15 protein-coding genes are annotated in these 19,099 nt (G+C 44.5%); 4 read left to right on the plus strand and 11 right to left on the minus strand.

Annotated elements, in window-relative coordinates; all coding sequences use genetic code 11:
• Positions 1–1,098: 1,098 nt before the first annotated feature.
• A complete protein-coding gene (locus F6K46_RS31030) occupies positions 1,099–1,809 on the minus strand; it encodes a response regulator transcription factor (protein ID WP_075903544.1) in 711 nt (236 codons plus the stop codon).
• A 681-nt stretch (positions 1,810–2,490) separates the two neighbouring features.
• On the opposite strand from F6K46_RS31030, the gene F6K46_RS31035 reads away from it, so the two are divergent.
• Complete coding sequence (locus F6K46_RS31035; protein ID WP_293064974.1) at positions 2,491–3,915, plus strand: NADP-dependent isocitrate dehydrogenase; 1,425 nt, start codon at positions 2,491–2,493, stop codon at positions 3,913–3,915.
• A gap of 234 nt (positions 3,916–4,149) precedes the next feature.
• Here F6K46_RS31035 and F6K46_RS31040 read toward each other — a convergent pair whose 3' ends face one another.
• From F6K46_RS31040 to F6K46_RS31085, 10 genes are all read right to left on the minus strand, one after another.
• Entirely contained in the window at positions 4,150–5,394 is a 1,245-nt protein-coding gene (locus F6K46_RS31040) for a hypothetical protein (RefSeq protein ID WP_293064976.1), read from the minus strand.
• A 128-nt stretch (positions 5,395–5,522) separates the two neighbouring features.
• The gene (locus F6K46_RS31045) at positions 5,523–6,689 is read right to left on the minus strand and encodes an LptF/LptG family permease (RefSeq protein ID WP_293064978.1); all 1,167 of its coding nucleotides are present in this window, start codon (positions 6,687–6,689) and stop codon (positions 5,523–5,525) included.
• 114 nt (positions 6,690–6,803) lie between these two features.
• The gene (gene iscB, locus F6K46_RS31050) at positions 6,804–8,075 is read right to left on the minus strand and encodes an RNA-guided endonuclease IscB (RefSeq protein WP_293064980.1); all 1,272 of its coding nucleotides are present in this window, start codon (positions 8,073–8,075) and stop codon (positions 6,804–6,806) included.
• Positions 8,076–8,369: 294 nt separating this feature from the next.
• Positions 8,370–9,098, minus strand: a complete 729-nt coding sequence (lptB, locus tag F6K46_RS31055) for an LPS export ABC transporter ATP-binding protein (RefSeq protein WP_071106446.1) — start codon at positions 9,096–9,098, stop codon at positions 8,370–8,372.
• 159 nt (positions 9,099–9,257) lie between these two features.
• Positions 9,258–9,740, minus strand: coding sequence for an LptA/OstA family protein (locus F6K46_RS31060; RefSeq protein WP_293037213.1), 483 nt, complete (start codon positions 9,738–9,740; stop codon positions 9,258–9,260).
• 198 nt (positions 9,741–9,938) lie between these two features.
• On the minus strand, positions 9,939–10,370 hold the full coding sequence (locus F6K46_RS31065) for a DUF309 domain-containing protein (protein WP_293037216.1): 432 nt from the start codon (positions 10,368–10,370) through the stop codon (positions 9,939–9,941).
• Positions 10,367–10,732, minus strand: a complete 366-nt coding sequence (locus F6K46_RS31070) for a ferredoxin-thioredoxin reductase catalytic domain-containing protein (protein ID WP_070395220.1) — start codon at positions 10,730–10,732, stop codon at positions 10,367–10,369. Before F6K46_RS31070 ends, F6K46_RS31065 begins: the two co-directional genes overlap by 4 nt.
• 240 nt (positions 10,733–10,972) lie before the next feature.
• Positions 10,973–12,142 (minus strand): DUF58 domain-containing protein, encoded by a 1,170-nt coding sequence (locus tag F6K46_RS31075; protein WP_293064983.1) that lies wholly within the window; start codon positions 12,140–12,142, stop codon positions 10,973–10,975.
• Positions 12,143–12,158: 16 nt separating this feature from the next.
• Positions 12,159–12,986: a Uma2 family endonuclease gene (locus tag F6K46_RS31080; RefSeq protein WP_293037222.1), complete on the minus strand. Its 828-nt coding sequence runs from the start codon at positions 12,984–12,986 to the stop codon at positions 12,159–12,161.
• A gap of 101 nt (positions 12,987–13,087) precedes the next feature.
• Positions 13,088–14,443 (minus strand): Mur ligase family protein, encoded by a 1,356-nt coding sequence (locus F6K46_RS31085; protein WP_293064985.1) that lies wholly within the window; start codon positions 14,441–14,443, stop codon positions 13,088–13,090.
• A 209-nt stretch (positions 14,444–14,652) separates the two neighbouring features.
• On the opposite strand from F6K46_RS31085, the gene glp reads away from it, so the two are divergent.
• The 3 genes from glp to F6K46_RS31100 all read left to right on the plus strand — a co-directional run bounded on the left by glp (position 14,653) and on the right by F6K46_RS31100 (position 18,901).
• Positions 14,653–15,987 carry a gephyrin-like molybdotransferase Glp gene (gene glp / locus F6K46_RS31090; RefSeq protein ID WP_293064988.1) on the plus strand — a complete coding sequence of 445 codons (1,335 nt, stop codon included), beginning with the start codon at positions 14,653–14,655 and terminating at the stop codon, positions 15,985–15,987.
• Positions 15,988–16,421: 434 nt separating this feature from the next.
• Entirely contained in the window at positions 16,422–18,050 is a 1,629-nt protein-coding gene (gene hflX, locus F6K46_RS31095) for a GTPase HflX (RefSeq protein WP_366510813.1), read from the plus strand.
• A gap of 245 nt (positions 18,051–18,295) precedes the next feature.
• Positions 18,296–18,901: an HD domain-containing phosphohydrolase gene (locus F6K46_RS31100; protein ID WP_293029945.1), complete on the plus strand. Its 606-nt coding sequence runs from the start codon at positions 18,296–18,298 to the stop codon at positions 18,899–18,901.
• The last annotated feature ends 198 nt before the right edge of the window (positions 18,902–19,099 follow it).

Genomic DNA, 19,099 nt, shown 5'->3' on the forward strand with positions numbered 1-19,099 from the left:
ATACCATAAAGTTCCTGAGTCAGGCTGTGTCCTTAGCAGTCAGGCAGCGTTCTCACGAATTGTCTCTGATTCCGCTTTTGAAGTGAGTGGGGTGACTTTGTCAATCTCTACACCTGAATGCTTACGGGTCGCCTTTATGGTCGGCAGGCCGTGAAAAGGGTTAAGGCTATTGTTATAAGGCTCCACAATAAACAGGTTTCTATCCAGCGAAGGACGGGGCTTTAAACCCATTATTTTCGGTAAAAGATTTTCGAACCATTGATGGAAGACGACATCAGTTGTGGGTAGTATTACTTATAGTCATCATGAGAACAATGAATGGATACTTGGTTTAGCATGCTTTGGGGGATTTCGCACAACGGCATCGACAAGCCAAAACCTAGATCTTGAAGATCCCAAAAGGGTGCCTATCATCTTACTCGACCATTTGCCTTTGGGCTTATCTGTCAGCGATTTCAGCCAGGAGGGAAGATAACTCACTAAACCTCTTGCAAAAATATTTTGAGTTACAATAGAAATTTTTGGGAAAATTAGGTCTATTGTGTACTAGGCTTATATATAAAGAGAGTACAAAGCAAATTGGTTAGTCTTAAGCGTAGACTAAATCAAAAATCACTAAGCTTTCTATCATACCACGAAAGACTTTTGCAAGAGGTATACTATTGTGTCGAACAACCCTGGTGGTCTGGTGTGACTTCAAGTCTCTTGGCTGATCCGGATATCAATAGACTTTGCGGCAGTTGTCGGGAACAGCGAATCTGCGGATCACCGGAACAGTGGACAAGAATTGACGCAAACACTATCAAAAAAATACTTTTGCAAGAGGTCTAATACAGTACAGGAATTTTGCCAATTTGAACACCTATTGCCCAAAATGAGAATTGCTGGGTAGACCAAAGACTGGTTGCGGAAGAAGTTGAAAGCTGATAGTTTATACCTTAAGGGGTTAGCTTGTGGTCAGTAAGCAGTGAGGAAATTGGCTGATGGGTGATAGCTGATAGTAGAATAAAAGCTCAGTTGATGTCTGTTGGAATTATAAATACAAGGCAGCTCTGTCAAAATCGAAGATTGACCAATAAACCCGATTTTGCCCCATGTCTACTCCTTAGGCCTTTTGTATCCCTGCTCATAGGCAAAGCGCACCAATTGGCTACGATTATGTAGTTTCAACTTATGGAGTATGCTACTGAGGTGAGTCTGAACAGTACGAGGGCTGATAAATAGGCGATCGCTTATTTCTTTGTTGGTTAACCCCTGAATAACTTGCCAAAATACTCGTTCTTCTGCTGGTGTCAAGGGTAGAGGTTGAGGTTTTGCCCCTACCGGAGCAAAAGTCTTAGAATTCTCAACAGCTGTTGGTGTTGAGAATTGGTTAGCTAGATGGCCAGGAGCTATAGCAGTAGCTTGCTGCATCAACCGAACAATTTCAGCATGGATACGGTGCGAGCGCTCTAGCAGTGCTTCGATTTTTGCCTCTAGTTCTCTAGGCGCAACTGGTTTAGTTAAATAATCATCTGCTCCCATAGAATGACCATTAATACGGTCTTCTAATTCTGCTTTGCTAGACAAAAAAATAAATGGCATCAGCCTACCATTGGGAATGTTTCTCAGACGACGGCAAAACTCTAGACCATCCATTTCTGGCATAAGCACATCAGAAACTACCAAATCAGGTGGATTTTTGAGACAAGCTTCCAAGGCTTCAGTTCCCGAACACACTTGTTCTACCTGGTATCCCCGATGTTCCAGGTAGCGCTTCAAAAGAGTTAGCAGGGTTTTATCATCGTCAACAACTAAAATCTTTTTCATATTCTTTCTGGAGCCACCTTTTCTAAAAACACTCCTGCCAATTGGTCATGAATTGATGCTGCTGCCATCTGGCTGGAAGTCTATGAAAGGCCCACTGAGACAAACAATACACCATATCTTTTGAACGGAATTCGGTTGACCATAGGCAGCATCTATGCTAATAACACTGTAAGTTTCGGTGTTGAAGCCCTAACTATTGACACATCACCCAAGCAATTTTTTAGGAGCGATGGCGCTGCACAAAGCAGCCTTGGCTGACTGTTGTAAAACAGTTGAACACCTTCCTATTACAGGAGAACTTAAGCTATAGAACCCCTATTTCAGCATAAAGGCTGATTTCAAACAGTTGAGCCATGGTGTAATAACTTCATCAAAGCTTTGAACTTGAACTACGTTCACTCATGCTAATACCCAGAAATGGGAATTTTCGGGAAGAAAGATCAACAACTACCTGCTCTTTCTGCGACTCTTGCCCTGTCAAGTAGTAATAATCTTAATGAGAAGATTAACTAGGGTAGATTTTTTGCCATCCCCCTATGGATAGACTTTACCTCAACTACCATCTACCTGGGGTTGATCAGCAAAAAAGCTTAATGTCTCAAGCCCAGTGCAGGAGATCTGGTAGTTTTCTGACAATAGGTCTATTGCCAACTTCCATCTGACATTCATTGAAACTACTTTATGTACGATAAAATCTCCCCTTGCCAGACTGGTTCTGCCATTACCTACAAGGATGGTCAACCCATTGTTCCTGACAACCCAATTATTCCGTTTATTCGCGGAGATGGTACTGGTGTCGATATCTGGCCAGCTGCCCAGAAGGTAATTGATTCAGCAGTCCAATACGCCTATGGTGCCGATCGAAGCATCAGCTGGTTTAAAATCTACGCGGGTGACGAAGCTTGCGAAAAGTATGGTACTTATCAGTATTTACCCCAAGACACCCTCAATGCCATCAAAGAATACGGCATTGCTATCAAAGGACCCTTGACAACTCCCGTGGGTGGTGGTATACGCTCTCTAAATGTAGCCCTGCGGCAAATTAATGACCTCTATGCCTGTGTGCGTCCCTGTAAATACTACCCAGGAACCCCCTCTCCCCACAAAACTCCAGAGAAACTGGATGTGATTGTCTATCGGGAGAATACAGAAGATATCTACTTGGGTATTGAATGGCCCAAAGGAAGCGAAGTTGCTGAAAAATTGATTACTTTACTCAATCAGGATCTAATCCCAGCCACTCCAGAACATGGCAAAAAACAGATTCCCTTAGATGCTGGTATTGGGATTAAACCCATCAGTAAAACTGGCTCCCAGCGTTTAGTACGCCGCGCCATCCAACATGCCCTCAGGCTACCTAAGTCTAAGCAGATGGTGACTTTGGTACATAAGGGGAATATTATGAAGTACACCGAAGGCGCGTTCCGGGACTGGGGTTATGAACTAGCAACCACAGAGTTTCGAGCAGAATGTATAACTGAACGGGAATCTTGGATTCTCAGCAACAAAGAGCAAAATCCTGACATTAGCCTGGAAGAGAATGCTCGCGCGATTGAACCGGGTTATGATGCCTTGACCCCAGAAAAACAGGCGAAAGTGATCCAGGAAGTAGAAAATGTCCTTAATTCCATCTGGGACAGCCATGGGCAAGGTCAATGGCAAGATAAGGTGATGGTAAATGACCGGATTGCGGACAGCATTTTCCAACAAATCCAGACTCGACCAGCGGAATACTCTATTCTGGCCACGATGAATCTCAATGGTGATTACCTATCCGATGCTGCTGCTGCTATGGTTGGTGGATTAGGTATGGGTCCAGGAGCGAATATTGGTGACACGTGTGCGATTTTTGAAGCCACCCATGGCACAGCTCCTAAACATGCGGGTCTAGACCGGGTAAATCCAGGCTCTGTGATTTTATCAGGAGTGATGATGCTAGAGTATATGGGTTGGCAAGAAGCTGCTGATTTAATTAAGAAGGGGATATCAGATGCGATCGCTAACCGGGAAGTTACTTATGACCTAGCCCGGATGATGACTCCACCCGTAGAACCTCCCCTGAAGTGTTCTGAGTTTGCTGAGGCAATCATTAAATATTTTAGTTGACATTTGAGTGTCTTCAGTTGGTAACCCGATCAACAGAGGTTTTGAGCAAACTTGTTACGACAGGCCATGCCAGAAACTGGGTCGATGAACCAAACGTCCAAGTCTACATTTAAGGGCAATCCTTGGGAAGATTTGCCCTAAGCCCTTGGTTGGTGTGAACCTGTCAGGTTAGGGCGAGTCGATTAACCAAGATCTATGAAGGGAGAATCTCCCTGTATGGGAGACCGGGGAATGTCAACGATTGGGAATGATAATTTTAGGTCGCCTCAGCTGACTTGGTTCAAGCTTAGACTTTAAGCGAGGCTGATTTAAAAACTGATTTTGACTAGTAGACTGGGTAGAAAATTGCCCCAATTTACTAGTTTCTTGCGGTGCTACTGGTGTAAGCGGTGCTGCCGTTGGTACACCGGTAGCTTGCCGGAATGGAGTAGAGTAGGTGTTGGAATTGATAGGAACTGTAGGTGTTGTCGGAAAAGTTCTATCGTTCCTTGTTCGAGGTAGATTGACTCCAGGATAATTAATTTGTCCCGAAGAAAGAGCTGTTGTGGGTGTGGTCGAGAAAGTCCTGTTGCCGGTTACACCTGGTTTTGTTACCCCAGGATAGGTAATTTGTCCTGGATAGGAGGGAGTCGGTAATGCTTGATTCCCAGTTGCCGTCAACGGTATTCCCCCCCTAGCTTTAATTTCCTGAGTTCCTGAGTTCCGTTGTTCGAGAACTCCCCTGTTTCCATAGGAGATATTTGAAGGAAAGATGTTAGCAGGTAGTTGAGCTTTGCTATTACCGGTAACAGACTTAGCAGCATTAAGCCTATTCAAGGCTTCCTGTAAAGGGCTGACTGGTAACTCTGCTGGATTAGTGTAGAGGGAATTGAGGGAACCCAACCCCAACACAGAATTAGTCTGGTTCAGTGTGCTTGAGGATAAAGATCTCTGATTAACAGAGTTAGGATTGCTCAGTAAGTCACTCCCAGGAACGGGAGGGATATTAAACAAATCGTTTGTAGATGTAACAAACGGATGTCTGGCTTTTGAGGACTGCTGAGGTTGGAAGTTTGGGGTTAGCAAAGGTGATTTTGCTTGGGAGTTAGCTTTTGTCTGCTGAATAACTTGAGTAAATAACCCTTCTGAATTTTTGGTTTTAGACTTTTTGGCTTTCTTGGTTTGCTGTGGTGGTACTGATATAGCACTTAGGGCTTCGAGCTCTGCTAATAGCACGGCAGAATTATCAATATCAGCCAACCTTGCCGCTAGTTCATCATCTTCAGAAGACAGGGTTGGTTCAACGGTGGGAGTATCAGTTTCAGCCACTTGATTGATCCCAATTGCCCTTAACAATTCTGGACGGTTCCAGTATTCCCGGAGAAACCACAACATTAGGGATAACAAGACAGCTGCTCCCCAAAATGCTGGTCGTCCCAAAGGTTGTAGTTGAGCTTTCCAATAGCGGAGGTAAGCAGGAGGTTGATTACGAGAAGACATGGCACGTTTCAACGATGTTAGACATTTCAGCTTCGCTGTAACTTGATGCTAGCCTCTAATCAACGGATAATGGTTTACAATTAGCAATTTACAATTAGCAACAATAACTACCTATCTATCGGGCCTATCTATCGGGCAGCCCTATATAACAACAATCCTCCCGCACCTAGTCCAAATAAATTAGGCAACCAGGCTGCCATCAAAGGAGAGAAAATGTTAACTAGACCTAGGGCATTAGTTATAAACCCTAATAAGTAGTAAGAAAAAATTACTAAAACACTAATTCCGAAACTGGTTGCTTTACCTGTACGTTGAGGACGAGTTCCCAAGGAAGCTCCCACTAAACCAAAAACTAGACAAACAAAGGGAAAAGAAATTTTTTGTTGAATTCTGATCCTAAGTTTACGAATTTTTTTAGCATTACCACTATGGCGTAATACCTCCAAACGCTCTAGAGACTGAGCAATGTTCATTTCACCATAGTCACGATTTTTTTTTGCCAAATCCAAAGGTGTTCTAGGAAGTTGTAGCTTTTGTTTTTGAAATCTGAGGATATTGCGGTAAGAAGCATCGGGAGATATAATATAGATGGTGCCATCTAGAAAATCCCAGAGATTTTCAGTTGGGTTCCAAACGGCAGATTGAGAGGTGACAATTTGTTCTAGACCGGTCTGAGAAAAGTCTAAAATTGTCAAGCCTCTCATCTGCTTACCATCAAATTGCTCGGCGTAGAACCAACGCTTAATTTTGTTAACTTTTTTGCCATTGGGTAGCTTTACTTTTTGATATTCGGGATAAAAGATGTTCCTTTCCTGAAAGGATGGTCTTTCTTTTTTGAGCGCTTTGTCTAAGGTGATTTTGGACTGGTAGTTAGCCGCAGGAACCACTAATTCATTAAATACAAATGTCAGACTTGTAACGAGCAAACTCACCACTACAGCAGGTATTACTAGTCGGTAGATGCTTACCCCAAAGCTGCGCATGGCAATCAACTCACTATCGCTGCTGAGGCGAGAGTATGCCATCAGAGCAGCTAGGAGCATCGACATTGGTAAAGCATAGGAAATAAATTGGGGTATCTGCAACAGTAGCACTTGAAGTGCAATTCCCAGTGGTAATCCTGCTTCAGTAACTTTGCGAACCAACTCAAATAGGGTTCCAATAGCTACACCCAGTGATGAAAAAGCACCTATACCAAACAGCAGTGGTGGGATTAGCTCAAATACGATGTAGCGATCCATCACTGATAAGCCAGGCATTAGTGCAATGATGGACTTGGATTTACCAAATTTCATCTGTCCGCCTCCCGGTCGTCTCCCGCTATAATCTTTGATTTAGCGGTGAGACTTGCCATATAAACACCTGGGGTTACCCCAGGTGACAGGCACTCAGGAAAGGGAGGACAGGCTTTAATTTGTATAGGCATAACCATCCTTCCTGTGAATAAATTGACAATACTTGTGACTGATTCCTTGCACCAGTCCTGATTTAGTTGAGATATTGAAATATCCTGATTTTCGAGTTGCAACTCGTCCAACGTAGGTACCGATTTTCTTGCCTTTAGTTACCACAGCTCGGACAATATCACCCGTTTGAAAGCCTTTGTGAATTTTAGTTCTTGAACAGTGACGGACAGGGAATCCATACTTGTTGGTTCGACAAAGCTGACGAGTTCCGTGACCTTTGGCAGTAATCAGCAAAGGATGGGTTACTTCAATGATCAATGTTTCAACTTTCCCGACATTTGCTGCGTCTAGCCAATGAGTTTTTGGCAGGTTTTGACGGCATCTATTGAATTTAGTCAATCCGCCGCTGCCAACCTCGACTGGTATTCCAGTTGACTTTAGATCGTGGTATAATTTCCAGCGAGTTGTATTAACAGAAGCTGCGTCAGCCAGAGGGCGTCTCGCTTGACTCAATACACGCTTCAAGACACTAGGCTTATTAGACAGGAAAAGCTCAATATCTTGATTAGACTTAGCTTGATTGCATGGGTGACACGCAATAGCTAAGTTAGAAACCCGATCGGAACCGCCTTTAGACTTGGGTTTGATATGCTCAATTTCTAACTGAGTACCTGTTGCCCCACAATAAGCGCATTTACGATTCCATTTTTCAAGTAAATATTCCCGAAGTTCGTAACCGTAAAGTGTGCCCTGCTGATACTCTATCCCAGATATTTCAGGATTTTGTAGTTTTTGAGTGTCAAATCTAACTAGCTCTTGAGAGATACCAGTCACAGGACATACTCTAGTCAGCTTTTCAACCCAAGTTAAAATGTTTTTAACTCTAGACATCAGGCTAGGAGCTAACCAACCTTTTGATCTAGTTCTATTAAGAAATCTGGGCTTACGATATCGAGTTTTACGATTGCGTCGGGCACGCCTTAATTGCCTACGAGAAGTTAGTGCGTCTCGAATTTGAAAGCCTCTGTGGGTAAGCTCTGCTCCCCAAACCACTCGATTTCCTTGGACGATAGCTAAACCACTTGTTTTTGCCCCAGGATCTATTTTGATTTGTGACCCGTGAGTTATAGGTTCTTTTATTTCCTCTGTCAAGATTATAGTAAACGGGTAACGACGATAGACTTTAGCCTTACCTGTTGAAAGTAGAATCCTAGCTCTTGCTGGTCTACATGGATCTAAAGGTTGTCGATTTTTGTTGAGCACAAATACACGCATAACTGTGTTTCCTCCTATTGCTAGGGTAAAGTTAGCTTAGTCAAAGTTATTTCTCGGTACTTTCCCAGCTACACTGGCTTAACTCAATTACACCTGTTTAATAACTGGGTTCTAGAGCTGGGGACTAGCTACGCATCCCCAGGTAGGAACTTGAACACTTAGAAATAACGTAGTTCTTATAGAACTTAGACTGGTAAACTTTGAGCTTAAAAGCTCCCGCTATACTCGCGTTGTGAGTTAGCGGTGAGTTGTTTACGATTTGCTAATCACTAAATTAATTTTTAATAGCTTCTGTTATCGTTGAAACCCTGTCCCTAAGTAATACTTACGTACTAGAGGATTATCATAAAGTTCTTCAGCACTTCCGGCAGCCAGGATTTGTCCTTCTCGCATAATGTAGGCGCGGTCAGTAATCGCTAGGGTTTCTCTTACATTGTGGTCAGTCACCAGAATTCCCATTTGGCGATCGCGTAATCGAGCCATAATTTTTTGAATCTCTGAGACAGCAATGGGATCGACACCAGCAAATGGCTCATCCAAGAATAAGAACTTCGGTCCAAGTGAACCAACAGCTAACGCTCTTGCCAGTTCTGTTCGACGTCTTTCTCCTCCAGAGACTTGATTACCTAAGGTATTGGCGACTTTTTCCAAACGAAACTCTTGGAGTAAGTAATGCATTCTTAATCGCCACTCACCACGAGGCACACCAGTTTGTTCTAAGACTAATTGAATATTGTCCCGAACACTAAGGTGGCGGAAGATACTCGCTTCCTGAGCCAGGTAACCAATACCTAGCTGGGCTCGCCGATTGATCGGCATGGCAGTGATATCTTGATCATCTAGCCAAACTGTACCCAGATTGGGTTTTTCTAGACCAGTGGCAATGTAGAAGGTTGTAGTTTTACCAGCACCATTAGGACCAAGCAACCCTACAACTTCCCCTTGGGCAACGGAAAGATTAACGCGACTGACAACACTGCGCCTGCCATAGGACTTATGGATATTATCTAATAATATTTTCACAGATAGCACCTTTAATCGGTCATTAGTAAATAGTCCATAATCCTTATATCCTTGGTAATTAACTAATGACCAGGAAATGACCAGAAGTGGTTGCAGGCTATTCTATCAATTAAGATCTAGTTTTTAAGCCATAATGGCTGATGGTAGGGGTTGATCTAGTTAGGGAAGCCCTGGAGCAGGTGATGTGGTGCTGTCTGAGTCAGTAACGATGTAAATTGATTCTACCTGTTGGTTCTGTTGAGGCAGGGCTACAAAGCGTCCTTCATCAATCAAATAGGTAATGGTTTCACCCTGAATACTATTGCCCTCCTGCAACACAAAAACATTACCATTGAGAACCAGACGGCGCTCACGGCTGAAGTATTGGGCTTGGGCTGCAGTTGCTTGTATTTGGCGAGCGGGATAGTTAATTTGGACATTGCCACGGGCTGTGACTACGCCAGTTTTGGAGTTAGCTTCCTGGACATCAGAGCGAACCGTCAAGGCACCTCCATCAGCTGCTGATGGTTTATTTTGGGCTTGTGCTTGGGGGATGTTAAGGAAAGTTGGTAATGCGATCGCACCTACCAAGGTAACTGGCAAGAATAATCTTAGACCTAGATTATGCCTTAATCGGTTAGTATATTTAAGGTCGGACTTCATGCTGTTGTGTGTGATGACTGATCTCGAATACCAATAAGCTGTTCTGCCTACTAGTTTAAGCAAATCCAGCCATAGCTTGGGAATTAAAATGGGCTTTTTGCTCTAAGGCACGTGTTTTAGTTTTGACGACTAGGCACCAACAAAGTTTCTCATCCCTTCAAAGCATGTGCTAACAACTAATGGTTAACAAGTTAATGGTTAACCATCAACTCCTTTGAGTTTTGGAAAACCCCTAACCCCTTCGCCACCAACTACAACATCATTGCTGTCAGCCGCCTCTAACTGTCTAACAAAATCAGCAACTTGCTCTGAGCCAACGTTTTGCAATGCCTGTAGGAGATTAACACTTTGAGATAGTAGCTCAGTGACATCAATCCCCCCATAGTCCGGTTGATAGTTACTGAGACGTCCAATCCCTTCACCGAGTAAAACCACTGCACCACGCCAGTTTAGATTACCTAGGTGGTAGCAGCCAACAGCTATTTGTAAAATGCCTTGATAAAACCGCTTTTGCGGCTCAACTGCTTCTATCCATAAAGCTTCAAGGGTGTCGTGACAAGCGTAAAACTCTTGCTGATTAAATTGATCGACACCCTGCCAAAATTCTTCAGGTAGTACTATGGCTGTCATGCCATGCTATCTCGCGCAGCTTTAATTTCGTCTAGGGAAATTTCTTGCTTATCACCCGCAAAATCGTTATCCGGGGTCAAAAATAACATACAGTGGCACTCCTTGCGTTCCCGCATTGGGACACAAGGGCAATTCCAGAAGGTAGCTTTCACCTCTGCTTCTTTGTCTTCATAATGGCGGCAAGGGCATAAGGGAGCACCGAGTTCTTCTTTGTTTTTGGCAAGTCCCTCAATCACCACAGCAGTTACGCTTGGGTCAACACAGAAGTAAGTGTCGGTCCGCTGAGCATAAGTCTGAGCAAAGTTTTGCATCGCCTCCAGTTTACTATCACTGGCTTGATTAGCTATTGGTGATGTAGTCATTTAGTAAAATTGAGTTATGAAAGAGTTCTTAGAATTGTATCGTACTGTCTTACAGGTAAATCGGATATTTGTTGATCGTTGGGATAGCGATACATAACATAGTTTAGGATAATTGCTTGATCGGTTGAATTGGTGTTAAGACATACCAAAACCTTCTGCTCTACCCTAAATCAGCAGACCAGACTGCAAACAACCTGACCTTAGCTCCGTCATAATCCGTTGCGTTCCACAGCTTATTTGCTATCGTATCGGTTGCTGTAACTGGGGTTTTAGGGGCTCAGTCGTATTAATTACAATTCCCAAACTATCGCGCTTAAGTTGTTGGACTGGCTTCCCCACGGATACATCTTTTGGCCAAAGTAAGCAACGACTTCCAGGGGGTAGGGAGTTAAGACTAACAGGATTTTGAGTCAGCCAGATCAAGGGTAGATAGGGGGGTAAATAGGGTTGCTCTTCAGCTTTCCCATCAACTCCGGCTTGGGTGGCAGCAAGGGCTTCTAACACTACTGAACTGCCGTGCAATAACCCTGTTATCGGTGTCCATAATTTGACATTTGGCTGAGTCCGACAAGCATAGGAGTACATAGAAGCAGCAGCAATCACGGCTTGTTCAAAGTCTTCGGGATGCCATTGACTGGAGCTATCGAGACAGATGATAATTTCTTGAGAACCAGTCAATACTTCTAACTCCCGTACCAGTAATTCACCGTAACGAGCACTGGTGCGCCAGTGAATCAGACGGGTAGGGTCACCAACTCGGTAAGGTCGTAGTGCTTTGGTAAGGTCTTGGCTAAGTGATTGAGATTTGCGATCGCTTTGGACTTGCATACTGTCCTCTTCACCGATTTCATCCACTAGGGGACAGCGAGTAAGGGGGAGTACAGTGGGATAAACTACTGCCCTAGCGCTGACATATCGACGGCGACGGCACCAAAATAATCCCAAGGGTGTGGCAGTTCTCAATTGTACCTGGTGCCAGCGATATACTCCTCGTTTGGGGGTGGGATGGTAATAAACCCAGCGATGGACACTTTGGGCTGGAATGGTGGCTACTGGTGTTTTGGTCATTGCTCCCAGTTCCGGTGGGAGCATATCCTGAATTTGTAATAGGGTTTGAGGCCGGAGGGTGGGGTTTTCGATTTCTAGTTCAATGGTTAACTGGTCTCCCACACTGACCGGTGAGATCGGACGTCGGCGTACTGATAGATGGTTAAGCGATCGCACTGGTAAGATAACGGCAATTACCAGTAGGGCAAAAATAATTGCACTGATCACATAGAGCCATCCTGCCATGGTATTGGTGGCAGCGCCAAAGAAACAAATGGCAATTCCTGCTAAAAGAAAACCTCCATAGGCGGGATTAACCCAGTTGGTTTCTAACCATTCGGTTGTTTGTTTGATAACGCTCATGACTTTTTACAGTTATTCAACCCTCAACTTGTTCTCGTACCTGTTCTACACTCAAGCTAAGGGCTTCTGCTACCTGTTCCACTGTTAGTCCCATCTTCAGGAAACGGGGCACAGCCTCGAAGATTGCCTGTTCAGCTTTTTGAGCTCGTGCATGTTCTACTTCCGCCCGCTCATTACCAATCAGCAATAGATTACCTTGGTTATCCCACCACCTTAACCAGAGTTGGTTTTGATTTTGATAGGTTCCCTGCCACAGTCCCAATTCGATTCCTAATGGTTCAATGGGATAATGACCTCGCTCGTTGGGCTTCATTTTGTGATAGAAACCTTTAAGGAATTCATAGACCTCCAAGTTACCAGTTTTGATTTCATAAATACCGTAATAGGCAATGCGTATAATCTGCTCATAAACCCAAAATTTGCCTGGTTTAGTTACTTTTCCTTCCTCACTTCGGGATAGAGGAGTTTGGTCTCGTTCTTCTTCCCCGTTCCCACTGGCAAATTCAAGAGCAATTAAAGGAGCGATATATTCTCGCCATATAACGTAGGAACGGCGAATTTCACCATCTAACTTAGGGGGAACATTGGGAACATAAAACCAGTCAGGAGCTTCTGCTCCTTTTTCGGGTGGGTCAGTTTCTCGCCAATAAATACCACAGTCTTGCCCAATGGCATAGTGTCCATCAGGATGGATTTGCTGTAAAACTGGTCCAATCGAATCTGTCAGTAATATGCTTTGGGGGTGTTCCTGAAAATTTTTCACAAAACTTCCATCTGATTCTGGTAGTTGGGTGTGATCTGGGAAAGGAGGAGGTAAAACAACCCGGTCAATACTTTGAGTCATGGTTTCCTGATCGGCTACTGCTGGGGGTATAGATTTATTTTGGCAGAATTTTTCATGAGTCAGGACTTAATAAAATTTCCAATTATCTCCCTTAAAAATACCTACAAAATTTTGCGCCCAGTCAAAAGTCCCCGCACTTCCAACATGGCAGAATAAGTAGGCAAAATATGAAGGGTTTCGTCAGCTGGAGTTTCGTCCAAAGCGGTAGCGATCGCGTCTGATAAATCTTCTTTAATAATCAATTGGCAATTAGTCTGGTCTTGATTCTGGTCTTGATTCTGGCTGTATTGTAGACGGAGTGCCATATCATAAACGCGATCGCCACTGACTACTACAGTTCCCCCTGAGTTCACTAATTTCTCTGTATCCACATCCCAAATCCAAGACACATCTGTGCCATCGGGGGTCCGGTCATTGAGTACCACTAGCTTAGTGGATGCTCCACCTTGTTTTTGCAAGTCATTTACAGCCCGAATCGTTTCATTCATCCCTACTGGATTTTTAGATAACAGAATCCGAACCTGCTTCCCATCCACAACTAGTTCTTCTGCTCGTCCAAAGGCAGCGCGGAAGGTTTTAATACTGTTGTAGATGGTATCCCGGTCAATTCCCATCTCTATGGCTAGTAATCCCGCTGCCAATGTGTTGTATTTGTTATAGATACCAATTAATATTTGTGGCCACTGGCTACTATTGACTCCGAGTTGAGGTTTACTAAAGCCACATTGAGGACAGTGATAGTCTCCTAGATGGGACAGATAAACCCCCTCATAGTCCAGGGGATGTCCACAACTGGGGCAGTAAATTGAGTCAACCGCATGGGGAATTTCATCAAGATAGAGATCTGGCTCACTTAACCCAAAGAAAAGGACTCTCTGGGGTAACTGTTGACCGAGGTAAGAAAGGGTAGGGTCATCGCCGTTTAAAACTACAACGGTTTCCTCAGGTAAGGGAGCGATCACATTTTGCCAGCGACGGCTAATGGTATCCACTTCGCCATAACGATCCAGCTGGTCACGAAACAGGTTTAAGCCCAAAATAAACTTAGGCTGACAATCAAGCAATACCAAGGGCAGCACATTTTCATCCACTTCCAAAAGGGCGTAGTCAGCATCCAACTGACCAATGCCATTGGTATGAACTAGGAGTGCTGTCACTAAGCCATTAATCAAATTTGCCCCAGTACTATTGTGAGCAACTTGCCAACCAAGGTCTTCCAGGATAGTGCATAGAAGTAGAGAGGTGGTAGTTTTACCGTTAGTACCAACAATTAGAATCACACCTCGTCTGACCTGATCCAAGAGTAAGGGAAGCACTTGAGGCTGGAGACGACGGGCAATTGCTCCAGGCAGAACACTTGCTGCCCCTAGGTTTAATAACCGAACCAGAGCGGTGACGGTTTTGGCAATGCCTACGGATAACCCTAATCGTAATCTATCGATAATTGATCTAGTCACGGGATGAAAGCTACAAGTTGTTCGTGGATTAAAGAGTTGGAACCAAAGATGAACCGATCAGAATCGAAACTTCCGATCAAAACTAAAAACCTACCATTGATGAAGTGGAGGATAATTAGGGAAGATTTCACGCCCACCACAGCGCAAGTACTTCACTGTGTCCTTCATGCAATAGTGCTGCATCGTTCATCTTTCATACTTAATAGGCAATGCTAGCAGTTCAAGAAGCAGAGTCAATCATTCTCAATTTGGTTCAACCCTTTGACCCACGGCTGGAAACACAGGTGGTAGAGCTATCTGCTGCCACTAATAGAATTCTGGCAGCAACAGTGACCAGTAACTTAGATTTTCCCCACTGGGATAATTCAGCCATGGATGGGTATGCCGTGCGCTATGGCGATGTCCAATCCTGCAATCGCGAACAACCAGTAGTTTTAACTATTGTCGAAGAAATCCCTGCTGGATATCAACCCCAATGTGAAGTGAAACCGGGACAAGCCTCACGGATTTTTACTGGAGGTTGTATGCCAAAAGGAGCTGATACGGTGGTGATCCAAGAAAACACCAAACTCCAGGATAACCAGGTGGTGATTTTGGAGGCTCCCCAATCCCAAGCCTTTGTCCGTCATCGGGCATCTTTTTACCAAGCCCAAACCAGTCTTATGAAACCAGGCATTAGGCTTGGTGCTCCAGAAATCGCCATTTTAGCTGCAGCTCAGTGTAACCAATTGACAGTGTATCGGCGTCCTCGGGTGGCAATTTTTTCCACTGGCAACGAGCTAGTAACCCCTGACCAACCCCTAAAACCTGGTCAAATTGTGGATTCTAATCAGTATGCCTTGGCTACCTTTGTCTCCCTCTTGGGAGGAGTACCCATACCTATGGGGATTGTGCGCGATCAGCCAGACGATCTAAAAAATGCGATCGCAAACGCTATCTCCGAAGCAGATATGGTTCTATCTACTGGCGGTGTATCAGTGGGAGATTATGACTATGTAGACAAAATCTTAGCCCAGCTCGGGGCAGAGATTCACATCCACTCGGTTGCCGTTAAACCCGGTAAACCCCTAACAGTTGCTACCTTTACCTCCCCCTTGCCTAATTCCCCAGAAGAAAGTGATCTTTCTAGTACTCCTTCGTGTTCAAAACGTCCAGTACTTTACTTTGGTCTACCTGGGAATCCCGTTTCAGCACTAGTCAGTTGTTGGCGGTTTGTTAAACCAGCACTGTTAAAACTATCTGGTTTACCGGAGGAAGTCTCGAAACCAGTTTTTGTCAAAGCGATCGCATCTAATGACTTACATGCCGGTGGAAGCCGGGAAACTTACCTGTGGGGACAACTGTGTTTAGATGCAGCTGGTGCCTACGAATTTCATCTGGCCAGTGGTAGTCATAGTTCTGGTAATTTGATTAATCTTGCTTATACCAATGGTCTAGCGCTGGTGCCAATCGGTAAAACCTTGATTCGGGCTGGTGAATCAGTATTAGTCTTACAGGTAGGGGAAGGTTTGGCTAGGGCAAAAGGTAATATCAAATCTGGTTGAATAACCATACTTCCTGTTTAGGCGAGCAGGGGAGCAGGGGAGCAGGGAGAGAAATATTTTGTCTAGATATCGTAAATGTAGACAATTATCCGGATTTGATATAAAAGGTAAAAGCCATGGAAGCAAGCATCTTTGATTTATAACCAGAAACCGGGTTTTAAGGGTCTTGGTGCGTAAGTCCTGTTGGCTAACGGTGTCACCCCAAGCTCGCCACACCGAGTCAACCGGTCACCCACCCCATCACCCTATAACCGTAGTAAAGCCGGATTTTTGGTTTCACTGTGTAAGTCCTAAAATAGATAGAGTAGTCTTGGAAACCAGGTTACTGGTCAGTAGCGCCTATCGATACTATCTACGGTAATCTTCAAGGTCTTAAGCCTAGCCAGCTCAAGCAACTAAAACGGCTGTATCACCAACGCTTACCTAGCGATAACTTGACTACACCGGAGTTTGCTCAACGTGTTGCGGCCATTAGCACAGACATTCAACAGCCCCTATGCACCTACATCAATCGCCGGGGACAAGTGATTCGTGTGGCTGTAGGTACCCCTACTCAGACCAAAATTCCTCCCCTGGAATTGCCCCGTTACGGTGCTGAACGATTGTGCGGGATTCGCTGTATCGCCACTCAGCTCAAATCAGAAACCCCTAGAGAATCTACCCTCACGGCTATGGCAATTCAGCGATTGGATGCATTGGTGGTACTTACGATTACTGGGTCAGGTATGATAAGGCGGGGTGGTGGAGCAACAGGTTATATCAAAGAAACCTATCTCGCACATTTGCTCCCTCCTAGTAACTCAGAAGGACACAATAAGGTAGACTCTCAACTCCTAAATTGGAGTGTATCATCACCCATTAGTCTGGATATTCTGACCAAGCAGGATTTCCAGGAATTGGTCGAAGAGCTAGAAGCTGAGTTTCGACGGCAATTTGTGGCTCAGGAAGTCGATGTTGACCAAGATAGGGTGCTGATTATAGGGTTAATGACTGAAAAAATCAGCCCAGAGCGATTTGAAGATGGCTTAGCAGAAATTGGGCGGTTGGTGGAAACCGCTGGTGGAGAAGTATTAGGGGTAATCCAGCAAAAGCGATCGCATCCCCATCCCCAAACAGTAGTTGGTAGCGGTAAAGTAGAGGAAATTGCCCTGACTACCCAAACTCTAGCCGCTAATCTGGTAGTATTTGACCGCGACCTATCACCAGCACAAGCTCGCAACCTAGAATCCCAAATTGGTGTTCGGGTTGTAGACCGTACTGAAGTGATTCTCGATATTTTCGCCCAAAGAGCTCAGTCCCGTGCTGGTAAATTGCAGGTGGAACTGGCACAACTAGAATATATGTTGCCTCGCCTTACTGGTCGGGGTCAGGCGATGTCCCGGTTAGGGGGTGGCATTGGTACTCGTGGTCCGGGTGAAACCAAACTGGAAACCGAACGTCGCTCCATTCAGCGTCGAATTGCCCGACTTCAACAAGAAGTAAACCAATTACAGGCTCATCGGTCAAGGTTAAGGCAGCGGCGTCAGCAACAGGACGTTCCGACAGTGGCGGTCGTTGGTTATACAAATGCCGGCAAATCTACCCTGTTGAATACCCTAACCAATGCTGAGGTTTATACCGCTGACCAGTTATTTGCTACTCTTGACCCCACCACCCGACGCTTACCTATTGTTGACTCAGTAACGGGTAAATCTAGCGCTATGCTATTGATCGATACGGTAGGGTTTATTCACGAGTTACCCCCACCCTTAGTAGATTCATTTCGGGCTACCCTCGAAGAAGTAACAGAAGCAGATGCTTTGCTGCATTTAGTGGATTTATCCCATTCAGCGTGGGCTAGTCACATTCGTTCTGTAATGGGGATTCTGAGGGATATGCCCATTACACCAGGACCGATTTTAGTAGTATTTAATAAAATCGACCAAGTAGATAGTGATACCCTAGCGTTAGCGAAAGAAGAATTTCCTCAAGGAGTCTTTATTTCTGCTAGTAAACTTCTTGGACTGGAGACATTGCGTCAGAAACTAGTTGAGTTAGTTCACTATGCGATCGCAACTCAATAAAGTGAATCAGCTTCATAAAAAAATAACTAAAATCGTGAGTTCGCTCGTTCTAAACAAGTAGTTATTTTTGCAGTTTTATGTGTTGCTAGGAGTCGATTTTACCAACGTCTATTACTACTTTTAGAGGACTACCATTATGATATAATGACTTAATAAACTGGGTTAGCTTCATAAAAAAATCACAACTGTAAGCTAATAGATAGGGATAATTTAATTGTTAAAACCAAAACCAACTTCAAAGTTTGATGCTTCGTTCTGGGGACGCCGATATCCTAAATTTCCTTGAACAAATCCAGTTGGCTCGCAACGTCCCGATTGGCTTAAGGTGCTATCGTCTGCGAACTATGTGCATGCATTTTGGGCGCTGGTTAAACTTAGAGCCAGAAGCAATGCGTCAGCTGGTTTTTTTGTGCTATTGCCACGGTTTAGGGAAAATTAGCATTCCCGATCAGATCCTGTTCAAAACAGGACCGCTGACAGAAAAGGAGTGGACAAAAGTTAAGGAGTATCCTGAAGTTTCAGAACTGATTTGTAACCAGCATCCGCTCCTGAAGGAGTTTGCATTCTTAGTGCGTACCCACCAAGAGAGGCTGAATGGCACTGGTTATCCGGATGGGTTGCGTGGTGAGAAAATTCCTTACATTGTTCAGGTCTTTCAGCTGGTGAATGCGGCAGATGCTATCATCAGCAAGCGGCTATATCGTAACCGTAGTGATCCCCCAGGCATTCGCCCCTACTGGAAACAGGCGGTAGCAGAAATTACCAAAGAAATAAACGTTGGTGCAAGAGATCCAGAACTCTGTGAAAAGTTTTTCCGCTTTCTTGAACTGTACTATCGAGGCGGTGGTTGAAGGTTAAATGTCAAAGGTTTAAAGTTGAAGGTTTAAAGTTGAAGGTTTAAAGTTTAACCAAAAAAGAGTTGACTAGTGCAGCGCGGTAGAAATGCTTGAGCAGCTGCGGATAATGGTGAAACAGAAGGATGAACCGCTGACCCACTCGCACTCGATGCTCAGCTCATCCGATTACACTCTTCACAACTAGGCTATGCC

This window comes from Moorena sp. SIO3E8 (genome assembly GCF_010692445.1).
Taxonomy (GTDB): domain Bacteria; phylum Cyanobacteriota; class Cyanobacteriia; order Cyanobacteriales; family Coleofasciculaceae; genus Moorena; species Moorena bouillonii.

Excerpts from the sequence above, each read along its gene's own strand:
- F6K46_RS31030 (WP_075903544.1), bottom strand. The coding sequence starts at position 1,809 with ATGAAAAAGATTTTAGTTGTTGACGATGATAAAACCCTGCTAACTCTT.
- F6K46_RS31035 (WP_293064974.1), top strand. The coding sequence starts at position 2,491 with ATGTACGATAAAATCTCCCCTTGCCAGACTGGTTCTGCCATTACCTAC.
- F6K46_RS31040 (WP_293064976.1), bottom strand. The coding sequence starts at position 5,394 with ATGTCTTCTCGTAATCAACCTCCTGCTTACCTCCGCTATTGGAAAGCT.
- F6K46_RS31045 (WP_293064978.1), bottom strand. The coding sequence starts at position 6,689 with ATGAAATTTGGTAAATCCAAGTCCATCATTGCACTAATGCCTGGCTTA.
- iscB (WP_293064980.1), bottom strand. The coding sequence starts at position 8,075 with ATGCGTGTATTTGTGCTCAACAAAAATCGACAACCTTTAGATCCATGT.
- F6K46_RS31060 (WP_293037213.1), bottom strand. The coding sequence starts at position 9,740 with ATGAAGTCCGACCTTAAATATACTAACCGATTAAGGCATAATCTAGGT.
- F6K46_RS31065 (WP_293037216.1), bottom strand. The coding sequence starts at position 10,370 with ATGACAGCCATAGTACTACCTGAAGAATTTTGGCAGGGTGTCGATCAA.
- F6K46_RS31070 (WP_070395220.1), bottom strand. The coding sequence starts at position 10,732 with ATGACTACATCACCAATAGCTAATCAAGCCAGTGATAGTAAACTGGAG.
- F6K46_RS31075 (WP_293064983.1), bottom strand. The coding sequence starts at position 12,142 with ATGAGCGTTATCAAACAAACAACCGAATGGTTAGAAACCAACTGGGTT.
- F6K46_RS31080 (WP_293037222.1), bottom strand. The coding sequence starts at position 12,986 with ATGACTCAAAGTATTGACCGGGTTGTTTTACCTCCTCCTTTCCCAGAT.
- glp (WP_293064988.1), top strand. The coding sequence starts at position 14,653 with ATGCTAGCAGTTCAAGAAGCAGAGTCAATCATTCTCAATTTGGTTCAA.
- F6K46_RS31100 (WP_293029945.1), top strand. The coding sequence starts at position 18,296 with ATGCTTCGTTCTGGGGACGCCGATATCCTAAATTTCCTTGAACAAATC.